Raw genomic sequence first — 24,207 nt, forward strand, 5'->3', positions numbered from 1 at the left:
CTATCCACGCCAACCCATTTATTTAAAATAATTTTGCTCGCAGGGATGACAAGTTTGTCATCCCTGATATTTTGATCGTTTGATAGTCCATGGTTGTCAGGGGGCGCCGCAGGCCAGGTTCTTTTTTCTTCTAGGGACAGACGTTTTAAGGAAACTGAAACACATTCTCTTCTCATGGGGACAGATGTTAAAGCCAACAAGTATGTCATTCTTTATCAACATCAAAATTACACCGAAAAAACCGACATGACTCGTATCATGAGAATCATGCCCTTCCTCGCTATTCTTTCATTCGACATACTTCCAGCTCAATTCGTTGATGCGGTTTCTTTTTATGACTATCCCCAGAACACAGTTGGTTTCTCCTGATATCACAGCCTACTATCACTGCGTGTCACGTTGCGTCCGACGAGCATTCTTATGCGGAGAAGATCAACTGACCGGGAAATCCTACGAACATCGACGTTACTGGGTTGAACAACGTATTTTGGCTTTAGCCCAAGTATATTGTATCGACATCTGCGCCTATGCGGTGATGAGCAACCATTATCATTTGGTCGTTCATCTTAACCGACAAAAAGCAGAACAATTATCGGACAGGGAAGTCATCATACGCTGGGGAAAGGAGCATCAGTTGCCATCATTGATCCTGAAATATCTAAAAAATCAGACGACCAATTCTGAAATTCAGACCTGTCGAACAATCATCTATCTTTGGCGAGAGCGACTCTATTCTCTAAGTTGGTTGATGAAAGAAATCAATTTCAGTATTGCTAAACAAGCGAATCAGGAAGATCAATGCCGCGGGCATTTCTGGGAAGGTCGATTTAAATCTCAGGCTTTACTAGATGAGAAAGCGCTGCTGGCAGCAATGGCCTATACAGATCTAAATCCGGTTCGAGCTGGCATCGCTAAAACACCAGAAGCTTCAGAGTATACATCGATTAAGAGACGGCTTGATTTACTGAATGCAGCTCAAGCCCCACGCTCAAGGCTTTTTCCATTTGTTGGTGAATCCTCTCATAAAAAATCTGATGGGATTCCATTCCGCCTGATTGATTATATTGAGTGGATTGATTGGGTTGGTCGACAAATTCGAGAAGGAAAACCGGGCCGTATTGACAACAAACAACCAACCATTCTCATCCGATTATCTACCAGTCATCCCGACAACTTCGACTTATGTACCCGACTAGAACGTAAGCGATGTTTATGGGTCGGTTCATCAAAGCGACTTCAAGTCGTGAAACATCGATTGAATAGGCAACGTTTACATGGATTATCCATCTAAATAGCGCTCCAAATATCCGTTCAACTTGTATTTGACAACTGCACGAAGCCAGTCACTGGCCATACCCTTACACCATTTAAAACTCATTCTATAATCCAACACTCTTATTCCATCTCAGAACATCGCTCAACTGACACCCATTAAGAACTCGCATTAAGAACTCGGCTGCGGAGTTGGAATGCCTGTCCTCGTAACTCTCGTAACTTAAACCCGGTTGAAACGTGTGTCCTTATTAATATGTCCTTATTAATATTAATGCTTATGAATGCCACTTGTGACTTACCAACGCTTGTGGCAGATTAACCATTCAAATATGTCTGAGATACACGTTGTTTATCCACTTTACTTACCATGGTCTCCCATCCTTTATGAAAAAGCTTTCAAAACAATGGTTGTTATTCGGTATCATTTTACTCTTGGTTCTCTCAGTTGGTGTCACTTACTGGTGGCTGCAGCCGGAGCCACAGCCGGTTTACGCGACACAAACAGTCAAAAAAGGACACATTGAAAATAATGTCCTTGCGAATGGGATGTTACAAGCTTCCAAATTAGTCAGTGTCGGTGCCCAAGCCTCCGGACAGATTGTGACTTTACCCGTCAAGCTCGGTGAGCAAGTCAAAAAAGGGCAGCTCATCGCACAAATCGATAGCCTGACACAACAAAATAGTCTTAAAGAATCCCTTGCCTCGCTTACGAGTTTGAAAGCACAGTATCGTGCTAAACAAGCGCAAATCCGCCAAGCTCGACTGGCCTATAACCGTCAAAAAGCAATGCTGGCAGACAATGCCAGCTCCAAAGCCGATTATGAATTAGCCGAATCAAACCTCGCTGTCTATCAAGCAGAACTGGATCAACTGAGCGCCGGTATTGAACAAGCTGAAATCAATGTTGATTCAGCCAAAGTCGATCTGGGTTATACAACAATTTCAGCACCGATGGACGGGACAGTCGTTTATACCGCAGTGGAAGTTGGCCAAACGGTGAATGCCAATCAGACAACCCCCACCATTGTTGAACTGGCAAACCTAAATCAGATGACAGTGAAAGCTGAAATATCCGAAGCAGACGTCATCCATGTTCATGCGGGGCAACCGGTCTACTTTACTATTCTAGGCCAGCCAAACCACCGTTATCACGCGACTTTACGTGCCATTGAACCCGGCCCGACTGTGATGGACGGTGACGATAGTGATATGACATCGAATGATTCAGAAGCGATTTATTATAACGGTTTGTTTGATATTGATAATCCAGATGGTGTGCTACGTATCGGTATGACGGCACAAGTGACGATCGTCCTCAATCAATCTGACGATGCGTTGATGATTCCCTCTCAGATCTTACGCTCCAGTGACAATGATCCAAACGGTTATCAAGTCCCGGTATTGGTGAAAGGCCAAGTCGAATTTCGTGATGTTACGATTGGTATTAACAATAAAGTCCGGGCGGAAGTTCTCAGTGGTTTGAACGAAGGCGATCAAGTGATTCTCAGTTTACCAAATGATGACTCACAGACACCCCGCCGTTTCCGCCGCTCAACGAGGATGTAACAGATGAAGGATGCATTACTCCATTTGTCTGGTGTATCTCGCAGTTTTCCTGCCGGAGAACAGACGCTGACGGTTTTGAAAGACATCGATTTGACGATTGAGCGCGGTGAAATGGTCGCCATTGTCGGCGCCTCCGGTTCGGGGAAATCGACACTGATGAATATTCTTGGTTGTCTCGATAAACCCTCACAAGGTCATTATCTCATTAATGGCCAAGATACCTCGACAATGCGGGGAGATGATCTGGCCCAACTCCGTCGGGAATATTTTGGGTTTATCTTCCAACGCTATCATTTATTGGGTGATTTAACCGCAGTCAATAATGTTGAAGTTCCGTCCGTTTACGCAGGGAAAGCGCGCAAAAGTCGTCGAGAGCGATCCAGTCAACTGTTAACACGTCTTGGATTGGGTGAGCGTTTAGATCATAAGCCCAGTCAGCTCAGTGGTGGACAGCAGCAACGAGTCAGTGTCGCCCGGGCACTGATAAACGGTGGCGATGTCATTTTAGCGGACGAACCTACTGGCGCTTTGGATAGTCACAGCGGTGAAGAGATGCTCAAGCTATTACAAGAGCTGCACCAAGATGGACACACGATTATCATCGTTACCCATGATATGCACGTTGCACAATTCGCCGACCGCATCATTGAAATTAAAGATGGTGAAATCATTCGTGATCAACAGCATCACGCACAACGACATCAGACACAGCGACAACCGCCATCTCCGCAGGTTCAACGTTGGTTCAACTGGGATCGTTACATCGAAGCGTTCAAAATGGCTCTGCTTGCCATGTCGAGCCATCGACTCCGAACGTTTTTGACTATGCTGGGAATTATTATCGGCATTGCATCTGTCGTATCGGTTGTTGCCTTAGGTACCGGATCACGACAAGCCATTTTGAAAAACATCAGTTCCATGGGTACCAACACCATCGATATTCGGCCGGGAAGCGGATTCGGTGACCGGCGAGCCAATCGAATCAGAACGCTGAGTGCCAGTGATGGTGATGCACTGAAAATACTACCTTTTGTCGATAGCGTGACCCCGTCCATCAGTAGTAGTGTCACCATTCGCTATACCAATCAGGCTGTGACAGCCAGTGTTGAAGGGGTCGGGCCTGAATATTTCCGTGTCAGAGGTTACGAGATTGCAACAGGGCAATACTGGGATAGCAACAGTGTTCAGTCATTAGCACAGGAAGCGGTGATTGATAACAATACAAAACAGTCACTGTTTCCACGGAGCGACCCTATCGGTCAAGTCATTTTTCTCAATACATTACCCGTGCGAATCATCGGTGTCACCCAACCGAGAGAAAGTCCATTCGGCAATAATGATTCACTAAGAGTCTGGGTTCCCTATACCACCGTAGCGGGTCGGATGCTCGGTCGCCCTCATTTAGACCGACTCACCGTTAGAATCAATGACTCCGCACCCAGCCAAGCGGCCGAGCAGGCGATCATCTCGCTTCTGACAATGCGTCACGGCACGCAAGACTTCTTTACGATTAACACAGATACCATCCGCCAGAATATTGAAAAAACAACCGCGACAATGACCCTACTCATTTCGGCCATTGCTGTTATCTCGCTCATTGTCGGCGGTATCGGTGTCATGAATATTATGCTGGTTTCCGTTACGGAAAGAACCCGGGAAATCGGGGTTCGTATGGCGGTCGGCGCGAGACAAAGTGACATCTTACGCCAGTTTCTGATTGAAGCAGTACTGGTTTGCCTCTGTGGGGGTATATTAGGCATTTCTCTCGCCTTCCTGATTGGCGTCATATTCTCGTATAGTGGTGGTGGCAACAACTTCCAGATGATTTATTCCACAACATCCATTATCACTGCATTTCTCTGCTCAACACTTATTGGGGTGCTGTTCGGATTTTTACCTGCACGTAATGCGGCACGTCTGGATCCAATCGAAGCGCTGGCAAGGGATTAATGACCAATGAATTCAATCATGATCAAACCATTGTTGCACATTGCGATATCAACCCTGCTGCTATCGGGTTGTTCCTCGCTAACTCACACCAAGTTCACACCGCCACAAGTAGACGTTCCGGCGGCATGGCAAACCCAACAAGTGACCGATCAGGTCAGCCTTAGCCCATGGTGGGAACGATTTAACGATCCGGTACTCAATCGACTCATTCAACAGATGTTGCGCATCAATAATGATCTGACGCTGGCAACACTGACACTGCAAAAAGCGCGTCTGGAAGCCGGCCTGAGTGAAACGGATCAATACCCTGAATTGTCATCGACACTTGCCGCTTCACACTCGAAACGATTAGATTCAGGCACCAATAGTAAAAATTACTCGGCCAACCTTTCTGTTCGCTATGAATTGGATCTATGGGGACGGGTCGCTTCATCCGTCAATGCAGCCCAATGGACCGCAATTGCCAGTGCCGCAGACAGAGAAAGTACCGCACAAAGCCTCGCCTCAACGACGGCTTCACTCTATTGGCAAATTGGTTACCTAAAAGAACGGGTCGCACTCAGTGACAAGAGTATCGCTTATGCCAAACAAATTCTGGCGCTGGCGCAACGCCAATATCACAGTGGTGCCGTTTCCGAACTGGATGTTCTGGAAGCCAAACGTAGTTTAGCCGGGCAACAAGCTGCCCATAGTGACTTGCTGCAATCTTTGACCGAAGCAGAAAATGCGATGGCAATACTCTTCAATCAGCCACCGAAACAGGGTGAATTACAGATTCAGTCGCTCCCTAAAGAGCCGATTCCCGAAGTGGCTGCGGGCGTTCCGGCGGATCTGTTGATCAGAAGACCAGATGTCAAAGCTGCTCTTTATGAACTGAAATCAGCATTGGCGACCAGCGATGCAACGGTTGCCGGATACTTACCGACGCTGACGCTGACCAGTTCTGTTGGAGACGCTTCTTCGCAGTTGCGTCATCTTCTGACCGATCCACTCGGCACGCTGGGGGCAGAAATGATCCTGCCTTTTTTACAATGGAATCAAATGTCCCTGAACCGAAAAATCGCGCAAACCAATTATCGAACGGCACTGGTGAATTATCGTCAGACCCTGTATACCGCGATGACGGATGTTGATAATGCGCTCTCAGCGAAACAGCACTATCAATATCAAGGGTTTAGACTCAAAGAGCAGTATGACGCAGCAACAGCGGCAGAGCAGATTTATGCCAGTCAGTATCATCATGGTGCCGTGAGTATCCGAGACTGGTTAGATGCACAAGAAAACCAACGCAGTGCGCAGGAGTCGTTACTGGAGAACCGTTATAACCAGTACCATATTCAGGCCACGTTATATCAGGCGCTGGGAGGAAGCGATATCGCCCCCCCTTTAACCGCGTCCAATCCTTAACGCATCGATATGGCGGTATTGATCAGCACACAACCAAACGGCCGGTGTAAACCGGCTGCAGTGCTGAACTCAAGGTTCTGAATTCAAAACTCAGAGGGGTGGTATCTCAGATATCGCCCACTCACCCAAGAGACTTCATTTCTGAACTGAATCATCGCCCAGCCACGAGAAAAACGATAAACATAAATGTTCTCGCCGTATTCCAGCTGACCAACCGGCCGACCATCCAGTAAATTATCGCCACGCACATTTAACCGTTTTGCCGTCACCACATAGTTGCCAGCACCCCGGTAAAGTTTTTCCCGGCTCTCTTTATGAGCGGATAACATCGGCTGAAGCTGATGATATCCACTATTCTGAACATGATGACATGTCTGTCCTTTCAAACAGCTATTGGCTTGAGCGGTGAGTGTGAAAGACAACCCCATACAGCACAACATTATTATTTTCATACTTTTTTTCATCATTTTTTCATACTTTCTTTCATACTTTTCATATACGACCTTGCAGCATGACCCAACTGAAAATAACCGCATTGACGTATATTCTATACACAACTGATTTCAAGATACAGTTATCGTATAACAATGACGCATCCTAATTCAGGATATGAATGATTTGGTTGATAATCACCCATTGCCCCCAGCAGTCATGTTCTCTCTCAGAGAAAGGCTGGGTGCAAAACGTGACTTCGCTATTGACTAGAGAATCAGCGATTTGAACGCGAATGAGACTGCTATCTTAAAAAATGCCGTACACCGGATTTTTATTTATGCCATTTTTAGCAGTTATAAAAACTAGCTACCAACAACATTTATAAGGCAGTGAAGATGAACAGCAAGATAATTAGCTTCTTCATTTGATATATTTTATTTGTACGTATAAAAAATATAATCACGAGATTTAAATGCACCATTCATTGCTTTAGGATATTTAAAATAAAAATACTCAAATAGAGGAAAATCATTATCATGTTACATTTGTCTAGTGCAGAATCTCTCTAGAAAAAATCAATGTGAGCAATACATCTCATATAGTGAATCACCCAACGCTTCAACATACAAGTGGTTAACTAAAACTGGCCATGATTTGAGCGTTTTCCTAATAAAAATAACCTTATCATCTTCATAAGAAAACATTATTCTATCCTTTAAATTTAAAGTGTATTGATAATATCAAATGGAATGAAAATAAAATTCCCGATACCAGTTTACGAATTCCAAAATACCATCACTATAATGCGTTTGAGGTTGGTATCCTGTTAGATTTTTCAGTAAAGTACAATCAGCCCAGGTTGCTGGAACATCACCCTGTTGCATCGGAAGATAATTTTTTTTCGCTTTCATGTGCAATGAATCTTCGATGGCTTCAATAAAGTCCATCAATTTGACTTTTTCTGAGTTCCCAATATTTACGATGCGAAATGGGGCAACACTGCTGGCATTCTCATCATAATCATTTTCTAACGTTCGACGCGGAATTCGCTCAAGTAGCAGAATGATTGCTTGTGTAAGGTCGGCAACATAGGTGAAATCACGATACATTTCACCACCATTATAAATATCAATGGGATCACCATTTAATATACACTGAGTAAATTTAAAAAGAGCCATGTCAGGTCTTCCCCATGGTCCATAAACAGTAAAAAACCGGAATACCGTGATAGGGAGCTCAAATAGATGGGAGTATGAATGTGCCATAATTTCACCACATTTTTTAGTGGCAGCATAAAATGTCAGTGGATTATCGGTATGCTGACTTTCATCAAATGGTAATGATGTATTCGCTCCATAGACCGAAGATGTCGACGCCATAAGCAGATGCTTCACTCGCGTAATACGCGCGCATTCAAGAATGTTAAACGTGCCAGTAATATTAGTATCCAAATATTCATTCGGATGATCAATGCTATAGCGTACACCTGCTTGAGCAGCCAAATGAACAATAACCTCAGCTTGGCTCTCTTCACAGACTGACAATAACTTCTTCTTATCTTCCAACCTAATGGTGGTATGCTGATAAGAAGAGTATTCTTGAAGAATACTAAGTCTTTTTTTCTTCAACTCGACATCATAATAATCAGTCAGTGCGTCAACACCCGTAACTTTCAACCCCATCTGCAACAAATGAAGAGTCAGATGAAAGCCTATAAACCCAGCGGAACCTGTCACTAATATATTTTTCACTATAACCTCACACATAATGTTCTCCCCAACTGAAAATGGTCTAGTATCCACGAAGATGGAATCTGATTCTCCTTACCCATTACAGCGATAGATTTCGGCAGTTATACAAAGCCATCTGACTGCTAATGATTATCGAGAATGGCGACAATTGCCCAGGTTATCGCAATACCCGTTTATTTCAGTGCAAATGGGAAAGCTCTACTTACCAACATACATTTTCTGGGGAGAATTACATTTAAATATGCTTTATTTTCCAATTTTTATTAACAAATAAACTCAAACAATAAAATTAATTTGATTAGCTTCTAATTTAACAGGTGCAATAATGTCAACATTATTAATATAGAGAGTTTATTTCTTATAATTGAATTATAAATAAAACGTCGACTATAAATTATATATTGGTAAAACACCAGATCTCTATACACTATCAAACTTCTGAGAACACTGCCTTTCATACTTATTTGGTGACAGTCTACAATTAGTACCATGATTCCATTTAGGGTTGAAGCACTCGATATAATCAAATATCTCTGAGCGAGCTTCATCACAGATTTTGTCTGTTTTCCTCTTTATCCGATCTTTCTTCAGTAACGAGAAAAAACTTTACCTACAGCATTATAATGATAGTTTCCCTTGCGACCCATGCTGATTTTCATATTGTGTTCCTTTAAGAAGCTTCGTCAATCACTAGAAGTATATATTGAACATTCTGTCTGAGTGGATAAGAACTTTTCTCTTCGATCCTCGACGCCAAATAATATAGCAAGGTTTAAACTTGAAGCTGCATATTTGGTCCTTGACCAAGGTTATTCTATACCTGAAGCCAGCTGTTCCCTTGATATCGGTGAAACGGTTCTCCGACATTGGGTTAAACAGCTTGAACAAGAGAGAACTGGCGTAATGCCAGGCAATAAAGCGTTAACGCCTGAGCAGCAAAAATTCAGGAGCTTGAAGCCAGAATTAATCGTTTGTAACGAGAAAAAGCCATATTAAAAAAGGCTTCAGCTCTCTTAATGGCGGATGAATGAGAACGTACGCGCTGATAGACCAATTGAGGGAGCATGAAGACACCGAACTGGTCTGTGCATCATTCGATATCGCTACATCTTTTTTTATGGTTATTTAAATCGTCGTCAATCTATTGATTTAAATAAAATTACTTAGCGAGCTGAAACGGCTATTTCGAATTAGCCGAGGCTCAGCAGGAAGTTGGATGCTCATTTCGATGATGAAAGCTATCGGATATCAGGTCGGTCGCTTCAAAGTCCGTCGCTTAATGAAAGAAGCTGGCTTAATATCAAAGCAACCCGGTGTTCACCGTTATAAAACCGGTGGTATGAAACGATCCGATATACCCAATCAGCTCACCAGACAGTTTGATGTTCATTCTCCAAACGAAGTTTGGTGTGGTGACATCACTTACATCTGGGCTGAAGGTCGTTGGCGTTATCTGACTGTCATTCTCGATTTATACACTCGTCAAGTGGTCATCCGCAGTTTAAAATCGGAATGGATACCAGAAATGGGTTACTCATCGGTTCGGGAAGCAAAACAAGATATCAGTGGACCTGATGGACTATTACAACTGGCAACAACCTCATCAACGTATACGCTCAATTCTCAGCGTAATTCCATAATCTGAGTGAAGACCGATAATGACAGTCGTCATTACTTAACTGGAGGTCTTCACCATGTCACTTTCACCGCAAGCCTAGCTTGGGGTCTGCTATAGCATTGTGGAAACTGCAAAGCTGAATGGGCTTTAACCCTACGAATACCTTCATACCGTTCTGACTAAACTACCGTATGCCGAGACGGTAGAGCAAATCGAATCTCTTCTTCCGTGGAATATCGCCAGAGGTTAATACTTCTGGCTATCAACCTTAATACTGCTGAGAATAAATCGCTTACTCATCAACATAATGATGGCGTTCCGCCTGCAATTGCCGAAAATCGGCCTAACCGCGTGTCCGGTTTTAGTTACCTCTATATTTCTCCTTAGGTGTCTTTAAGGTAGTTGGAATTTTGTAGGTATTGTTCTCTCAGAAAGAAACGAAAAACTCACCAACAACATTTTTGGCCAAACTAACGAGGTTCACGATCAAATCGATGGATAACCTGATTACTGGAGCCACACCAAAGTAATTCAGGATCATATTTGTCTTGTTCAAATTTGCCATCGATCAGCACATCAACCATATCGACAATCGCACGCTGTGACTCTGATAGCTCATTGAGCGTATACCCAGTCCACATCCAGATATCCTTATCAGGACACTCAGTTTTTACTCTGGAGACTAATTGATATATAGCCGAAAGATTTGCAGGATGAAGGGGATCCCCACCAGATAATGACAAACCACGGCGTTTGATACGAGTGTCTTGTAAATCGGCAATAATCTGGTCTTCCAATTCTTGTGTAAATGGATGGCCAGAACGAGGAGACCATGTACATTGGTTATAACAGCCCCGACATTGATGCTCGCATCCTGAAACGAAGAGAGTACACCGCGTACCCTCTCCATTCACAACATCAACCTGATGATATTGATGATAATTCATAACAGTTATAGGTGCTTCACTCGTCGTTTAACTTCTTCTTGCTTACCAAAATTGAACGGTCGAGCATCAGGGCTGCCTAAATAGCCGCATACCCGGCGGATGACGGACACTTTGGCCGGGTCATGGTTACCACATTTCGGACAAACAAATCCTTTACTGGTACAAGAAAATTCGCCGGTATAACCACACTCATAACATTCATCGATCGGGGTATTGGTCCCGTAGTAAGGCACGCGACTGTAGCTGTAATCCCAAACGTTCTCCAACGCTTCAACATTACGCTGCATATTCGGGAACTCGCCGTAACAGATAAAACCACCACTCGAAAGCGCCGGATATGGCATTTCAAAGTCAATCTTGTCGTATGGATTGACCGTTTTCTCTACATCCAAATGGAAACTATTGGTGTAGTAACCCTTATCGGTTACACCGTCGAACATCCCAAACTCTTTGGCATCAATACGGCAGAAACGGTTACACAAGTTTTCACTCGGTGTACCGTACAGACTGAACCCATACCCCGTTTCTTCCGCCCAGCGGTTGGTGGCTGCTTTAAGGTAACCAATAATTTTTATCGCTTCATCCCGGAGTTTTTGGTGATCATAAACATGCTGTTGATCACCAAACAGTGCGTTGATCGTTTCATGAACCCCAATATAACCCAGTGAAATCGATGCCCGACCATTTTTAAAGATATGAGCAATCGGCTCATCCGCTTCCAGTCTGACCCCACAAGCACCTTCCATGTACAGAATCGGAGCAACCCGCGCGCGGACTTTTTCTAAACGGCTAATTCGGGTTTCCAGCGCCCGACGCGCCAGTGACAAACGTTCATCAAGAATTTGGTAGAAGCGCGTCAAATCCCCTTTGGCCTGCAATGCAATCCGCGGCAGATTTAGACTCACGACCCCAAGGTTATTGCGGCCGTCATGTATTAATTCGCCATGCTCTTCATAGGTACTGAGGAAACTCCGGCAGCCCATCGGGGTTTTAAAGGAACCGGTAACGTCAACCACACGGTCATAGTTGAGAATATCCGGATACATCCGCTTGGTTGCACAGTCGAGCGCCAGTTGTTTGATATCATAATTCGGCTCACCCGCTTGATGGTTTAAGCCATCTTTAATCGCAAAAACAAGTTTTGGAAACACAGCGGTTTTATGATTTTTTCCTAAACCGGCAATCCGGTTTTTCAAAATAGAAATTTGAATCAGCCGCGAAGCCCAACTGGTACCCAGACCAAAACCGAACGTCACAAAAGGAGTCTGTCCGTTGGCAGTGTGCAGCGTGTTCACTTCATATTCCAGCGATTGAAATGCGTCATAACACTCTTTTTCAGTCCGCGTGGCCGCAAATGCTTCGGGATCGTGAATATCCCATTCGTGGGCAACATCAAGATGTTTGTGATAGCTTGCCAGAACGTAAGGTTCCAAGATTTCATCAATGCGATTAATCGTCGTCCCGCCATAAATGTGGCTGGCAACTTGAGCAATAATCTGGGCCGTCACGGCTGTTGCTGTCGAGATCGATTTCGGTGTATCGATTTCTGCATTGCCCATTTTGAAGCCGTGCGTCAACATGCCTTTCAAATCAATCAACATACAGTTGAACATCGGAAAGAAAGGTGCGTAGTCCAGATCATGGTAGTGAATATCGCCGGCTTCATGTGCCTGGACGATATCACGGGGAAGAATTCGGGTCTTGGCATAGTGTTTCGCGACAATCCCAGCCAACAAGTCACGCTGAGTCGGAATCACCTTGCCATCTTTATTGGCATTTTCATTTAGCAAGTCAGCATTGCTTTCATTGATCAACCCTTCAATTTCTCGTGTCAGCGCACTTTGTTTCTCTCGGGCAATATCACGATCATGACGATATTCAATGTAAGAACGAGCCAATGATTTATAAGGGCCCTGCATTAATTCGTTCTCAACCAACATCTGAATTTCTGCAATATGAACTTCTTTGTAATCCTTGAGCTTCAACTCTACAGCCAGCGCAACATTTAAGGCATAGATGGCCAGTTCTTGATCAGTATGTTCGGCTGCTGCTTCAACAGCAGCCTGAATTCTGTCTCGATGAAACGCTGCTCTTGAGCCATCGCGTTTGATCACAATCGGTTTCACTTTATCTCCTTACCCATCATCATTCACTTTGGGTGAAACACATGATATAGGGTTTCATATCGATACATTAACACTACATATTGTAGTGCATTTAACGAAAAGCCCCTTCGGCATGTATTGATCAAGATCAACAAAGCACAGCGAATGGATAAGATAAACACGATTATTATCAGCAGATCTCATTTATGAAAGAACATCCCTGAAAACAAAAAATTTTCCACCACCAAGGTGGATTTTTTACTCAAAACGATTTTTCATCACCGCAAAATACAGCACCGGTATCACGATTAATGTCAATAACGTGGACACAAATACCCCGAAAATCAAACTAATCGCGAGCCCATTAAAGATTGGATCATCGAGAATAAACAGAGAGCCAATCATTGCTGCCAACGCAGTCAACAGAATTGGTTTTGCCCGTACTCTGACAGAATTGATCACGGCTTCAGAGAAGGCCATCCCCTGTTGATGTTCCTGACGAATGAAATCCACCAGCAAGATAGAATTACGCACAATGATCCCGGCTAACGCAATCATGCCGATCATGGAGGTCGCCGTAAATTGTGCATGCAAGAGTGCATGTCCCGGCATCACACCAATCATCGTCAGCGGAATCGGAGACATAATAATCAGCGGTGTCAGGTAGGATTTAAAATGAGCCACAACCAATAGATAGATCAAGATCATCCCGACAGCATAGGCAATCCCCATATCCCGAAACGTTTCATAGGTAATTTTCCACTCACCATCCCACAAAACCGAGACCTGACTAAGACCCGATGGTTGATTGATGTAGTTTTGCTCAACCGGAAACGGCAGCGTTTTCATCCGGCTGGCTATCTCAAACATCCCATAAAGCGGACTATCCGTACGACCGGACATATCACCGACCACCATCACCATCGGGACCAGGTTCTTATGCATAATATAATCATCTGCCGCAACCTGACGCACCCGAACCAAATCAGACAGCGGATACGCGATCCCATCCTGACTGGTAACGCGCATCTCAAGCAACTGGGACAGATTTGCCTTATCGCCTTCAGTTGCCTGAAGCTGAATCGGGACCGGATACTTACTATAATCGGTATGCAGATAACTGACAGGCTGCCCGCCAATGGCGGTGGTCAGCGCTTGCACAATCGATGCGTAAGGAACCTGAACAAGCGCAGCTTTATGACGATCAATCCGCACCTGCCACTGTTGATGAGGTTCCGGCAGATAAATATCGACATCGACGATATCGGCACTGGTCTGGAATAAGTGACGGATCTGTCTCGCAGCCTGCGAACGGACCTCAGCCGTCGGCCCATAAACTTCAGCTAAAATCGGAGACCAGACCGGCGGGCCCGGTGGCACTTCGACCACTTTCACTTTTCCGCCAAATACGCTGGCAACAGCCACTAATTTTGGCCGTATTTCGCCGGCAATCTGATGGCTGTCTTTATCCCGATCGCCCTTCGCCAGCAAATTCACCTGAATATCCCCCTGATAAGGGCTAGAGCGAGTAAAGTAATGTCGAACCAGACCATTAAAGTTCATTGGTGCAGCCGTACCGGCATAAATTTGGTAGTCATGCACTTCAGGTGACTGATCAAGTACGGCCGCCATCTCAAACAACACCCGCTGCATGCGTTCTAACGACGTATCATCCGGCATATCCAGTATCACCTGAAATTCAGATTTATTATCAAACGGCAACATTTTCAGGACGACAGCCTGATAGACAGGTAGCAACAGAGACCCGATAATCAGCATCACAATACCGCAACCGAGCAACCAGCGATTACGCCGCTGTTGGGGCGATAGAACAAATGGTGCCATGATTCGCTGCACAATCGCCTGATTCGGTTCTTTTGACTCTTTTGACTGCTGATGAGGCCGATCACGCAGTAATTTCACCGCTAACCAAGGGGTTAACACAAAAGCGACGGCCAGCGAGATAAACATCCCCATCGAGGCATTGATCGGAATCGGACTCATGTACGGCCCCATTAATCCGGTGACAAACGCCATCGGTAATAGCGCAGCGATTACCGTAAAGGTCGCCAAAATTGTCGGCCCCCCGACTTCATCGACAGCATAAGGCAGCGAAAATTGCCGACCTTTTAATGACATATGTCGATGAATATTTTCCACGACCACTATGGCATCATCCACCAGAATGCCGATGGAAAAGATCAACGCAAACAAAGAGACGCGGTTAATAGTGAACCCCCATGCCCATGAGGCAAACAGCGTCATCATTAAGGTAATCATCACCGCGATACCAACGACAATGGCTTCTCGCCATCCCATCGTAATCAGTACAAGAATCACCACAGCACAGGTTGCAAACATCAATTTACCGATCAGTGTATGGCTCTTCTCCGCTGCGGTATTGCCATAGTTGCGCGTCACATCGACTTTCACATTCGCGGGGATCAACTGGTTTTCAAGTCCCTGTAATCGCGTTTCAACATCCTGGGCAACCGTCACCGCATTTTCTCCGGCCTTTTTAGCAATGGCGATAGTGACCGCGGGGACTAAATTGGATTTATCACTGGTCCAAACATGCTGAGTCGGCGTATTGGCACCTAAAGTCACGGTCGCAATATCACTGAGGTAGACCGGCGCCTGATGATGCATACCGACCAAGAGTTGCTTAACATCTGACACGCGATGGAGAAACTGCCCGATTCGGACCGGAATCGCTTGATTATGATCCGTGATGATCAACTGCGGCGAATGGACGTTTGCAGACTGAAATACCTGATTCAGTTGATCAATGGTGATGCCAAAACTATTCATCCGTACCGGATCGAGCCGGACATCAACAATCATGTCATGTCCCCCGACGGTATAAATATCCCGTGTTCCGTCAATCGTTTTCAGCGTTGTTTCAAGGCCATGAGCCACTTCTGTCAATTGCTGTTGAGTCATCTGACCGTCTGGATTACTCAGGGTAAGGCTGACAATTGGCACATCTTCAATACCTCGCGGTTTAATCACCGGCTCACCGACACCCACGCCGCTCGGCATCCAATCTTTATTCGAATACAGTTTATTATAGGTTCGCACCACTGCATCATTGCGCGAGACACCCACTTTGAAAATCGCAACAATCAGGGCCCCGTCCGGCTGTGAAAAAGAATAGATATTATCAATTCCCTGAATCTCCGAGACTATTTGCTCTGCCGGGTTGGTGACCAAATGTTCAACTTCGGCCGGAGAAGCACCGGGAAAAGGGATATAAATGTCGGCAAAAGTCACATCAATTTGGGGCTCTTCCTCTTTCGGTGTCACCAGCACAGCAAACACGCCCATGAGTAAACCAACCAATGCTAACAGAGGGGTAATTGCCGAGTGTTGAAACAGTGCAGCAATACGCCCGGAGATGCCCAGTTTTTTTTCCATTATACGCCCCTCCTACTGTGCATCGATTGGAAACACATGGGTCACAATCTGATCCCCGATTTCCAGTCCGGATAAAATTTCAACCGAGTCACCATAATCCTGCCCGAGCCGGACTGGATTCAGTCGCTGTGCTTTTCCTTCGCCCTTCACGCGCAACACCGCACTGAGCTCTCCTCGTCGGATCACCGCAGTTTTCGGCACCAGCACAACTTGTCTGTCCCCAGTATGGAATGAGGCTTTCACCCACATCCCCGGTGCAAGTTCAGCGTCACTTGTCTCAGGCAATCTCAAGCGCATCGTAAACGTATGGGATTGCGGATCTGCATAACGGAATAACGTATATTGGCTGGGTTGTAGAATGTGTCCGTCCGGCAATTCAATCGAAAACTGTTGCGCCTGTGTCACCAAAGCACGATATCGTTGCGGCATTTGAAATTCGACCCGCAGCGGTGACATCCCATAACCACTCAATAATGGCATGCCGGGCGAGACGGTTTCTCCCAACTCAACGTGACGCTGGGTTACAATCCCTGAATAAGGCGCTTTGATACTGGTATAGCCTAACGCATCTTTCGCTTTCACCGTCGCAGCCTTGGCCGCTTGAACTGCCGCAGCAGCGGTTCGGGCACGTGCTTCTGCACTATCCAGTTGCCCTTGAGAAACCGCGCCTCGTGAGATCAACTGTCGAAAGCGCTTCACCTGAGTCTGCGCTTCTTTATTCTGAGCAACCGCCTGATTCAGTTGTGCGATTGCGGCATCGTAAGACGCTGTTTGTTGTGTCGCACTGATTTCAAGTAACACATCACCTTGTTGTACGACATCATTCACATCCACGTACATTCCCACGACTCGCCCGGAAGTTTGAGCCGCAACCGTTCCTTGATTGACCGGCTGAACAATCCCATCGAAGGTGACTTGCTCGGGTATCGTTGCCCGCTTGACGATCAGTGTCTGTCCCTCTAGGCGCTCCGTTGTCTGTCCCGCTAACGATTCTCCTGCCTGCGCCTCAAAAAACGTCTGTCCCGCTAAGACCACCACCAGACCCAAAGCCAGTTGCCGTATATGCTGTTTCATCAGATTCCCCTCCTTTGGCGAACCTCTTGTTGTTTTCATTTTCATTGATGATATGCCTGAACGAAGCCCACCGAATCAATCACCCATTGCATAAATACAAACCGATTGTTTTTACCAAGTGGGAGGTTCACACAATGGGGGTTCACACAATGGCTTGCCACCAACATGCTCATGACTTCTCACTCAGTGATTCTGGTTCTTCACAAAATAGCATCTGCAAATTGACAATGATTTGTGCAGCCCGGCTATCGGTCAGTGAATAAAACACCTGCTGTGAGGATTTGCGGCACGCCACCAAATGATGTTTACGCAGCACCGTCAAATGCTGAGAGAGTGCCGACTGACTCAAAGTCGAATTCTGTTGGAGTTGTCCGACGCCGACCTCTCCCTGTATCAATTGGCACAACACCATCAATCGTTCAGGGTGTGCCATCATTTTCAAAAAATCAGCCGCATCCTGGGCATGGGCTTTGATTCGCTCAACCTCAGTGACTTGGTTTGGTTCATGGTTAACTTGCATGAGCACTCCACGGGGAAAAATCTCAATGCCTTTATATTAGTCAAAACTTATTTAGAAAAGCAAATATTAGTTAATAATAAATTAGACTTTGCTAATTTTTAGATCTATAGTCACAAAGAATCCAAAAAAAGGAGTATGTCATGACCATTGAAAATGGCGTCCGAGTCATCGCTGGCAGCATGGTACTGCTTTCCGTTATTTTGACTTATTTCGTCCACCCCTACTTTGTCTGGTTGACAGTCTTTGTCGGGCTCAACCTTATTCAAAGCGCATTGACTGGTATCTGTCCGGCAGTCTTTATTCTCAAAAAGCTCGGATTGAAAGCGTAGTATCAGTCTCAAACGTGAAAAGGCTTACTTTATGACAAAAATCGTAATTATTGGCGGCGTTGCGGGCGGTGCATCTGCAGCAGCTCGCGCGCGCCGTCTTAGTGAAGATGCTGAAATTATAATGCTTGAACGCGGTCCCTTCGTTTCGTTTGCTAATTGCGGGCTGCCCTACCATATCGGTGGAGACATCAAAGAGCGCGGCCACCTTCTACTGCAAACACCGGAAAGTTTTCTGGCACGTTTTAACGTAGATGTACGCGTCATGAATGAAGTGCTCCGTATTAACCGCGCAGAGAAAACGCTCACGGTTCGTAACCTTTCAGACCAAAGCGAGTACACTGAAAGCTACGACTTCCTGCTTCTCAGCCCAGGTGCGGGGCCGGTTGTGCCGCCCATTCCGGGGCTAGACAATCCATTAACGCACTCGCTACGTAACATTCCAGATATGGATAAAATTATCCAAACTATCAATACCAACCAAGTTGATCACGCAACGGTTGTGGGCGGTGGTTTTATCGGTTTGGAAATGATGGAAGCTTTCCACCAGCTCGGTATTCAAACCACACTGCTGGAAATGGCTGACCAAGTGATGACCCCAGTCGATCGAGAAATGGCAGGTTTTGTACATGCCGAAATCAAAGCAAAAGGCATTGATTTACGTCTGTCCACAGCGTTGCAATCGGTCGAATTCAAGCCAACCACCTCACTGGCAAGCATGGATTCAGGTCAAATAGAACACCAGCACGTGAATGGCGAACTCGATCTGACACTCAGCAATGGCGACACACTGACCACTGATATTCTGATTATGGCCATTGGTGTTCGTCCTGAAACCAAACTGGCTTCAGAGGCCGGTCTGCAAATTGGTGAGCTTGGCGGCATTTACACCAATGAATACATGCAAACGAGCGATCCATCGATCTACGCGGTTGGTGATGCTATCGAAGAGAAAGACTTCGTCACGGGTAAACCGACACTGGTCCCTTTAGCGGGTCCTGCAAACCGTCAAGGCCGGATGGCGGCCGACAATATGCTTGGTCGTCGCGAAACTTATCAGGGCACTCAAGGCACTGCGATTTGTAAGATTTTCGATTTAGCCGTGGCATCAACGGGTAAGAATGAGAAACAGCTCAAACGTGAAGGTACCGAGTACGAAAAAGTGTATGTCCACACAGCGAGCCACGCGAGCTACTACCCGGGGGCAGAAGTGGTGTCGTTCAAAATGCTGTTCGATCCAAAGTCAGGCAAGATTTTCGGTGCGCAAGCGTTGGGTAAAGATGGCATCGATAAACGTATCGACGTCATGGCAGTGGCTCAGCGTGCCGGAATGACCGTCGATCAGTTACAACACCTTGAGCTGACTTACGCGCCACCTTACGGGAGTGCGAAAGACGTGATTAACCAAGCCGCATTTGTCGCAAACAACCTCATCAAAGGCGATTCTGCAGCGATTCACTTTGACGAAATTGATCACCTCACTGCCGACCAGTTGTTACTTGATGTCCGTAATCCCGGCGAGTTACAAAACGGTTATCTGGCAGGTGCTGTCAATATTCCGGTCGATCAACTCCGCCAGCGTATGCATGAGTTACCGAAAGACAAAGAGATCATTATTTACTGTCAGGTTGGGTTACGCGGTAATGTCGCCTATCGCCAACTGGTGAATCATGGTTTCAGAGCACGAAATCTGCTCGGTGGCTATCGCACTTATCAGTTCGCCACAGCTTAGTGGATGTTCTGTCATTTAACGCCCTCACCACCACAAAAAACGCGCCGGGTATTTGCAACCCAGCGCGTTTGATGCCAGTCACCCGATATCGGGTGAAATGGTCAATCTATGCGGTAACACTACCGTGTGGATCAATAACGAATTTTTTCGCTGCGCCACCATCAAAATCAGCATAACCTTGCGGTGCCTGATCCAACGTGATCAGCTGAACGTTCACCGCTTTTGCAATGTTGACTTTATCAAACAGAATCGCCTGCATCAGAGAGCGGTGATATTTCATCACCGGGCACTGACCGGTATGAAACGAATGGGATTTCGCCCAACCGAGACCAAAACGCATACTCAACGCACCGATTCTTGCCGCTTCATCCGTTGCGCCCGGATCATCCGTCACATACAGCCCCGGGATACCAATTTGGCCACCGGCACGAGTGATTTGCATCGCTGAGTTTAACACAGCCGCAGGCGCTTCTTTATGGTGTCCGCCACAGCCACAGCCATGCGCTTCAAACCCAACACAGTCAACAAAACAGTCAACTTCTCGTTCACCGAGAATCACTTCCAGTTTATCTTCCATATCGCCGTCTTGACGCAAGTCGATCGTTTCACAGCCAAAGCTTCGTGCCTGTTCAAGACGTTCCTCTATCATGTCACCCACGATCACACACGCAGCCCCCAGCAATTGGGCCGACACAGCAGCAGCGAGACCAACCGGACCAGCCCCTGCGACATACACGGTTGAACCGGGACCGACACCCGCGGTCACACAGCCGTGGAAGCCGGTCGGGAAGATATCAGAGAGCAATGTCAGATCCCGAATTTTTTCCATTGCCTGATCTGAATCAGGGAACTTCAGCAGATTGAAATCAGCATACGGTACCATCACGTACTCTGACTGGCCACCGACCCAGCCCCCCATATCGACATAACCATAAGCAGCGCCGGGACGTGCCGGGTTGACATTCAGACAGATGCCCGTCATACCGGATTTACAGTTGCGACAGCGTCCACAAGCAATGTTGAAAGGAACGGAAACGATATCACCCACATTCAGGAATTCAACGTCGTCTCCTTTTTCAAGGATCACACCGGTGATTTCATGACCCAGAACGAGTCCCGCCGATGCGGTTGTCCGTCCGCGGACCATGTGCTGGTCACTCCCACAAATATTGGTGGTCAGAACCTTCAGGATGACGCCGTGATTACACTTCCTTTTTCCCAGAGCCAACTCCGGAAAAGCGATCGATTCAACGGCGACTTGTCCCGGTCCTTTATATACAACACCGTGATTACTGGAATTGCACATTCTGTTCTCCTTAAGCGAATTATTATTGTACTGCGTCTGCCACGTTAGCGAGCATGAATTCACAATAGATATTCGTATACGACACCATTCAGTCAAGTCGCGACTCATGACTGTCAAGAAAGTATTTTCTGTGGTGTTGATTAGACTTTTATCACCACAGAAAAGATCCCCGTCAATCATCGCGTTCAATCACCCATGTGATAGCCAGCAATTATCTCAGTTCCGATAAAATAGATTTTTCCTATCAAATGAATAGCTACAAGTGATTTTATTTTGTGGTGCGGCAGTGCGAATATACATCTCGAAGGCAAGATATTGCAAAGCTAACCAACTGAAAGGAAAGTAAAAAAATCATGATCAATACAAAAATCAAACCATTTAGTGCAACCGCTTATAAAAACGGTGAATTTGTTGAAGTCACAGAAAAAAGTGTCGAGGGCAAATGGGCAGTATTTTTCTTCTATCCTGCTGATTTCACATTCGTTTGCCCAACAGAATTAGGTGATCTTGCCGATCATTATGCTGAGCTTCAAGAGCGTGGCGTTGAAGTATTCTCCGTCTCAACTGACACCCACTTCACGCACAAAGCATGGCATGACAGTTCTGACACGATTGGCAAAATTCAGTATTACATGCTTGGTGACCAAACCGGTAACATCACCAACAACTTCGGTGTGATGCGTGAAGGTCAAGGCCTTGCAGACCGTGCAACATTCCTCATCGATCCTGAAGGTGTCATTCAGGCAATGGAAATTACTGCTGAAGGGATTGGCCGTGACGCTGAAGACCTGCTGAGAAAAGTCAAGGCAGCACAATATGTTGCAGCACACCCAGGCGAAGTTTGCCCGGCAAAATGGAAAGAAGGTGAAGAAACATTGGCACCTTCACTGGATCTTGTCGGCAAAATCTAACGATTTTCTGATTTAGATTTTTTAATTTGAGAGTGGGCTGGATGTACCATACGACCAACGCATCCGGCTTGCTCTCTCCCCTCTCTCATTATCTAGAGTGGTCACTCTCTTTATCTATCTAAAGACAAGGTGTAATCGAAACATGCTAGACCAAGCGATCAAACAACAATTAAAACAATATCTCACAAACTTAAAAGAAGATGTCCGCTTAGTGGTCAGTCTAGATGAAAGTAAAACATCTCAAGAAATTCTTTCACTGGCTGAAGAGATCGAAACATTAAGCGATCATGTCTCGGTAGTACATGATAACGCGGCCAGTGAACGTAAACCCGTCATGGCGGTCACGAATCCGGAGAAAGGTACACAATTGCGTTTTGCAGGTGTGCCGATGGGACACGAGTTTACCTCATTGGTTTTAGCGCTGCTCCACTCGGGTGGTCATCCGATGAAACTTGAAGATGAGACCATCACGCAGATTGCCAGTCTTCATAAAAAACTGGATGTGGAAGTCTTTATCTCCCTCTCGTGTCAGAACTGTCCCGATGTGGTTCAAGCTTTCAACATGATGGCTGCAATCAACCCAGACATTCGGGTCACGATGATTGATGGTGCCCTGTTCCAAGATGAAGTCAAACAACGTGATATTCTGGCAGTGCCAAGCGTTTTTGTGAATGGTGAGTTATTCGGGCAAGGCCGGATGTCATTAGCAGAAATCTTAACCAAAATTGATGATGGTGCAGCGGAAAGAGCAACAGCCAGTATTAATGAAAAAGACCCATACGATGTATTGGTCGTCGGTGGCGGACCTGCCGGTGGTGCTGCGGCTGTTTATGCCGCTCGTAAAGGCATCCGGACAGGTATCGTTGCGAAGCGTCTCGGTGGTCAAGTGATGGACACGATGGCGATTGAAAACTTTATCTCCGTCAAGAGAACCGAAGGGCCGAAACTGGCAGCCGATCTGGGTGAGCATCTCAAAGAATATGATGTGGATATCATTACTGATCAGCAAGCAGACCGGTTGATGGGTGCAGCTTATACCGAAGATGGGTATATTCACGTCAATCTTGAAAGCGGTGCAACCCTCAAGAGTAAAAGTGTCATTCTCAGCCCGGGCGCACGCTGGAGAGAAATGAATGTTCCCGGTGAACATGAATACCGCAATAAAGGGGTTGCTTACTGCCCACACTGTGACGGTCCACTGTTTAAAGGGAAGAAAACAGCCGTTATCGGTGGCGGCAACTCCGGTATTGAAGCCGCGATTGATTTGGCCGGGATTGTCGAACACGTCACGGTCCTTGAATTTGCCGATATACTTCGTGCAGACCAAGTACTGATTGATAAAGCAAACTCTCTGCCGAATATCGACATCATTACCATGGCACAGACCACCGAAGTGATTGGCGATGGAAAACGGGTGACCGGTCTTAAATATAAAGATCGCCATACCGATGAGATCCATACTCTCCTGTTATCCGGTATTTTCGTGCAAATTGGTTTGGTTCCCAATACAGAATGGCTGAAAGATTCAGATGTAACGCTCTCACCAAGAGGTGAAATCGAAGTCGGTAGCCGAGGCGACACCAGTATGTCAGGAGTATTTGCTGCCGGAGATGCGACGACTGTCCCTTATAAACAAATTATTATCGCTATGGGCGAAGGGGCGAAAGCCAGTCTGGGAGCATTTGATTACCTGATTCGTCATCAGGGGTGATGGGTTCGAGTGACTGTCAGTTCACTCATACATGAGTCATTGATAGTTACTTATATCCATTGACTCTCAATAGGCAAAACGGGCGCTTAAAACAAGCGTCCGTTTTGGTAGTGTTCAAATTTCTGTGTCATTTCTTTAAACTGAACCAAAAAGGAA

General features: G+C 45.9%; 16 protein-coding genes and 3 pseudogenes. 10 read left to right on the plus strand and 9 right to left on the minus strand.

What is annotated here, in order from left to right:
• The first annotated feature begins 334 nt into the window (after positions 1–334).
• The 4 genes from OCU60_RS20660 (at position 335) to OCU60_RS20675 (ending at position 6,198) form a co-directional block, all read left to right on the plus strand.
• Complete coding sequence (locus OCU60_RS20660; protein ID WP_074374818.1) at positions 335–1,291, plus strand: transposase; 957 nt, start codon at positions 335–337, stop codon at positions 1,289–1,291.
• A 368-nt stretch (positions 1,292–1,659) separates the two neighbouring features.
• The gene (locus OCU60_RS20665) at positions 1,660–2,841 is read left to right on the plus strand and encodes an efflux RND transporter periplasmic adaptor subunit (protein WP_074374817.1); all 1,182 of its coding nucleotides are present in this window, start codon (positions 1,660–1,662) and stop codon (positions 2,839–2,841) included.
• 3 nt (positions 2,842–2,844) lie between these two features.
• Positions 2,845–4,791 (plus strand): MacB family efflux pump subunit, encoded by a 1,947-nt coding sequence (locus OCU60_RS20670; RefSeq protein WP_074374816.1) that lies wholly within the window; start codon positions 2,845–2,847, stop codon positions 4,789–4,791.
• Between the two features lie 18 nt (positions 4,792–4,809).
• Complete coding sequence (locus OCU60_RS20675) at positions 4,810–6,198, plus strand: efflux transporter outer membrane subunit (RefSeq protein ID WP_235862234.1); 1,389 nt, start codon at positions 4,810–4,812, stop codon at positions 6,196–6,198.
• A gap of 83 nt (positions 6,199–6,281) precedes the next feature.
• Here OCU60_RS20675 and OCU60_RS20680 read toward each other — a convergent pair whose 3' ends face one another.
• The 3 genes and pseudogenes from OCU60_RS20680 to OCU60_RS23055 form a co-directional block, all read right to left on the minus strand.
• Entirely contained in the window at positions 6,282–6,650 is a 369-nt protein-coding gene (locus OCU60_RS20680; RefSeq protein ID WP_139302159.1) for an SH3 domain-containing protein, read from the minus strand.
• Positions 6,651–7,373: 723 nt separating this feature from the next.
• Positions 7,374–8,399 carry an NAD-dependent epimerase/dehydratase family protein gene (locus OCU60_RS20685; RefSeq protein ID WP_074374813.1) on the minus strand — a complete coding sequence of 342 codons (1,026 nt, stop codon included), beginning with the start codon at positions 8,397–8,399 and terminating at the stop codon, positions 7,374–7,376.
• Positions 8,400–8,804: 405 nt separating this feature from the next.
• Positions 8,805–9,143 (minus strand): annotated as a pseudogene (locus OCU60_RS23055) (IS3 family transposase); the annotation flags it as partial.
• A gap of 3 nt (positions 9,144–9,146) precedes the next feature.
• Here OCU60_RS23055 and OCU60_RS20690 point away from each other — a divergent pair.
• Positions 9,147–10,024, plus strand: a pseudogene (locus OCU60_RS20690) (IS3 family transposase).
• A gap of 90 nt (positions 10,025–10,114) precedes the next feature.
• Positions 10,115–10,252, plus strand: a pseudogene (locus tag OCU60_RS20695) (transposase domain-containing protein); the annotation flags it as partial.
• Between the two features lie 220 nt (positions 10,253–10,472).
• On the opposite strand, the gene nrdG reads toward OCU60_RS20695, so the two are convergent.
• From nrdG to OCU60_RS20720, 5 genes are all read right to left on the minus strand, one after another.
• Positions 10,473–10,949: an anaerobic ribonucleoside-triphosphate reductase-activating protein gene (gene nrdG, locus OCU60_RS20700; RefSeq protein WP_074374810.1), complete on the minus strand. Its 477-nt coding sequence runs from the start codon at positions 10,947–10,949 to the stop codon at positions 10,473–10,475.
• Between the two features lie 5 nt (positions 10,950–10,954).
• Complete coding sequence (gene nrdD / locus OCU60_RS20705) at positions 10,955–13,075, minus strand: anaerobic ribonucleoside-triphosphate reductase (protein ID WP_074374809.1); 2,121 nt, start codon at positions 13,073–13,075, stop codon at positions 10,955–10,957.
• A gap of 237 nt (positions 13,076–13,312) precedes the next feature.
• Positions 13,313–16,471 (minus strand): efflux RND transporter permease subunit, encoded by a 3,159-nt coding sequence (locus tag OCU60_RS20710; RefSeq protein ID WP_074374808.1) that lies wholly within the window; start codon positions 16,469–16,471, stop codon positions 13,313–13,315.
• A gap of 12 nt (positions 16,472–16,483) precedes the next feature.
• Positions 16,484–17,533, minus strand: coding sequence for an efflux RND transporter periplasmic adaptor subunit (locus OCU60_RS20715; protein WP_370738703.1), 1,050 nt, complete (start codon positions 17,531–17,533; stop codon positions 16,484–16,486).
• A 181-nt stretch (positions 17,534–17,714) separates the two neighbouring features.
• The gene (locus OCU60_RS20720; protein ID WP_074374807.1) at positions 17,715–18,065 is read right to left on the minus strand and encodes an ArsR/SmtB family transcription factor; all 351 of its coding nucleotides are present in this window, start codon (positions 18,063–18,065) and stop codon (positions 17,715–17,717) included.
• Positions 18,066–18,205: 140 nt separating this feature from the next.
• Here OCU60_RS20720 and OCU60_RS20725 point away from each other — a divergent pair, with 140 nt between their 5' ends.
• Positions 18,206–18,394, plus strand: coding sequence for a YgaP family membrane protein (locus tag OCU60_RS20725; protein WP_074374806.1), 189 nt, complete (start codon positions 18,206–18,208; stop codon positions 18,392–18,394).
• A 31-nt stretch (positions 18,395–18,425) separates the two neighbouring features.
• Complete coding sequence (locus OCU60_RS20730) at positions 18,426–20,123, plus strand: FAD-dependent oxidoreductase (protein WP_074374805.1); 1,698 nt, start codon at positions 18,426–18,428, stop codon at positions 20,121–20,123.
• Between the two features lie 106 nt (positions 20,124–20,229).
• Here the strand turns inward: OCU60_RS20730 and fdhA are convergent, their stop codons facing one another.
• Positions 20,230–21,429 (minus strand): formaldehyde dehydrogenase, glutathione-independent, encoded by a 1,200-nt coding sequence (fdhA, locus tag OCU60_RS20735; protein WP_074374804.1) that lies wholly within the window; start codon positions 21,427–21,429, stop codon positions 20,230–20,232.
• 353 nt (positions 21,430–21,782) lie between these two features.
• Here fdhA and ahpC point away from each other — a divergent pair, with 353 nt between their 5' ends.
• Together ahpC and ahpF are read left to right on the plus strand one after the other, a co-directional pair.
• Positions 21,783–22,340: an alkyl hydroperoxide reductase subunit C gene (gene ahpC / locus OCU60_RS20740; protein ID WP_072961862.1), complete on the plus strand. Its 558-nt coding sequence runs from the start codon at positions 21,783–21,785 to the stop codon at positions 22,338–22,340.
• Between the two features lie 142 nt (positions 22,341–22,482).
• Positions 22,483–24,051 carry an alkyl hydroperoxide reductase subunit F gene (gene ahpF / locus OCU60_RS20745; protein ID WP_074374803.1) on the plus strand — a complete coding sequence of 523 codons (1,569 nt, stop codon included), beginning with the start codon at positions 22,483–22,485 and terminating at the stop codon, positions 24,049–24,051.
• The last annotated feature ends 156 nt before the right edge of the window (positions 24,052–24,207 follow it).

The sequence above is a fragment of the Vibrio spartinae genome (genome assembly GCF_024347135.1).
GTDB classification, from domain to species: Bacteria; Pseudomonadota; Gammaproteobacteria; order Enterobacterales; family Vibrionaceae; genus Vibrio; species Vibrio spartinae.

Bases quoted from the DNA above. Each gene is read 5' to 3' on its own strand.
- OCU60_RS20660 (WP_074374818.1), top strand. From the start codon at position 335: ATGACTATCCCCAGAACACAGTTGGTTTCTCCTGATATCACAGCCTAC.
- OCU60_RS20665 (WP_074374817.1), top strand. From the start codon at position 1,660: ATGAAAAAGCTTTCAAAACAATGGTTGTTATTCGGTATCATTTTACTC.
- OCU60_RS20670 (WP_074374816.1), top strand. From the start codon at position 2,845: ATGAAGGATGCATTACTCCATTTGTCTGGTGTATCTCGCAGTTTTCCT.
- OCU60_RS20675 (WP_235862234.1), top strand. From the start codon at position 4,810: ATGATCAAACCATTGTTGCACATTGCGATATCAACCCTGCTGCTATCG.
- OCU60_RS20680 (WP_139302159.1), bottom strand. From the start codon at position 6,650: ATGAAAATAATAATGTTGTGCTGTATGGGGTTGTCTTTCACACTCACC.
- OCU60_RS20685 (WP_074374813.1), bottom strand. From the start codon at position 8,399: ATGTGTGAGGTTATAGTGAAAAATATATTAGTGACAGGTTCCGCTGGG.
- nrdG (WP_074374810.1), bottom strand. From the start codon at position 10,949: ATGAATTATCATCAATATCATCAGGTTGATGTTGTGAATGGAGAGGGT.
- OCU60_RS20710 (WP_074374808.1), bottom strand. From the start codon at position 16,471: ATGGAAAAAAAACTGGGCATCTCCGGGCGTATTGCTGCACTGTTTCAA.
- OCU60_RS20720 (WP_074374807.1), bottom strand. From the start codon at position 18,065: ATGCAAGTTAACCATGAACCAAACCAAGTCACTGAGGTTGAGCGAATC.
- OCU60_RS20725 (WP_074374806.1), top strand. From the start codon at position 18,206: ATGACCATTGAAAATGGCGTCCGAGTCATCGCTGGCAGCATGGTACTG.
- OCU60_RS20730 (WP_074374805.1), top strand. From the start codon at position 18,426: ATGACAAAAATCGTAATTATTGGCGGCGTTGCGGGCGGTGCATCTGCA.
- fdhA (WP_074374804.1), bottom strand. From the start codon at position 21,429: ATGTGCAATTCCAGTAATCACGGTGTTGTATATAAAGGACCGGGACAA.
- ahpC (WP_072961862.1), top strand. From the start codon at position 21,783: ATGATCAATACAAAAATCAAACCATTTAGTGCAACCGCTTATAAAAAC.
- ahpF (WP_074374803.1), top strand. From the start codon at position 22,483: ATGCTAGACCAAGCGATCAAACAACAATTAAAACAATATCTCACAAAC.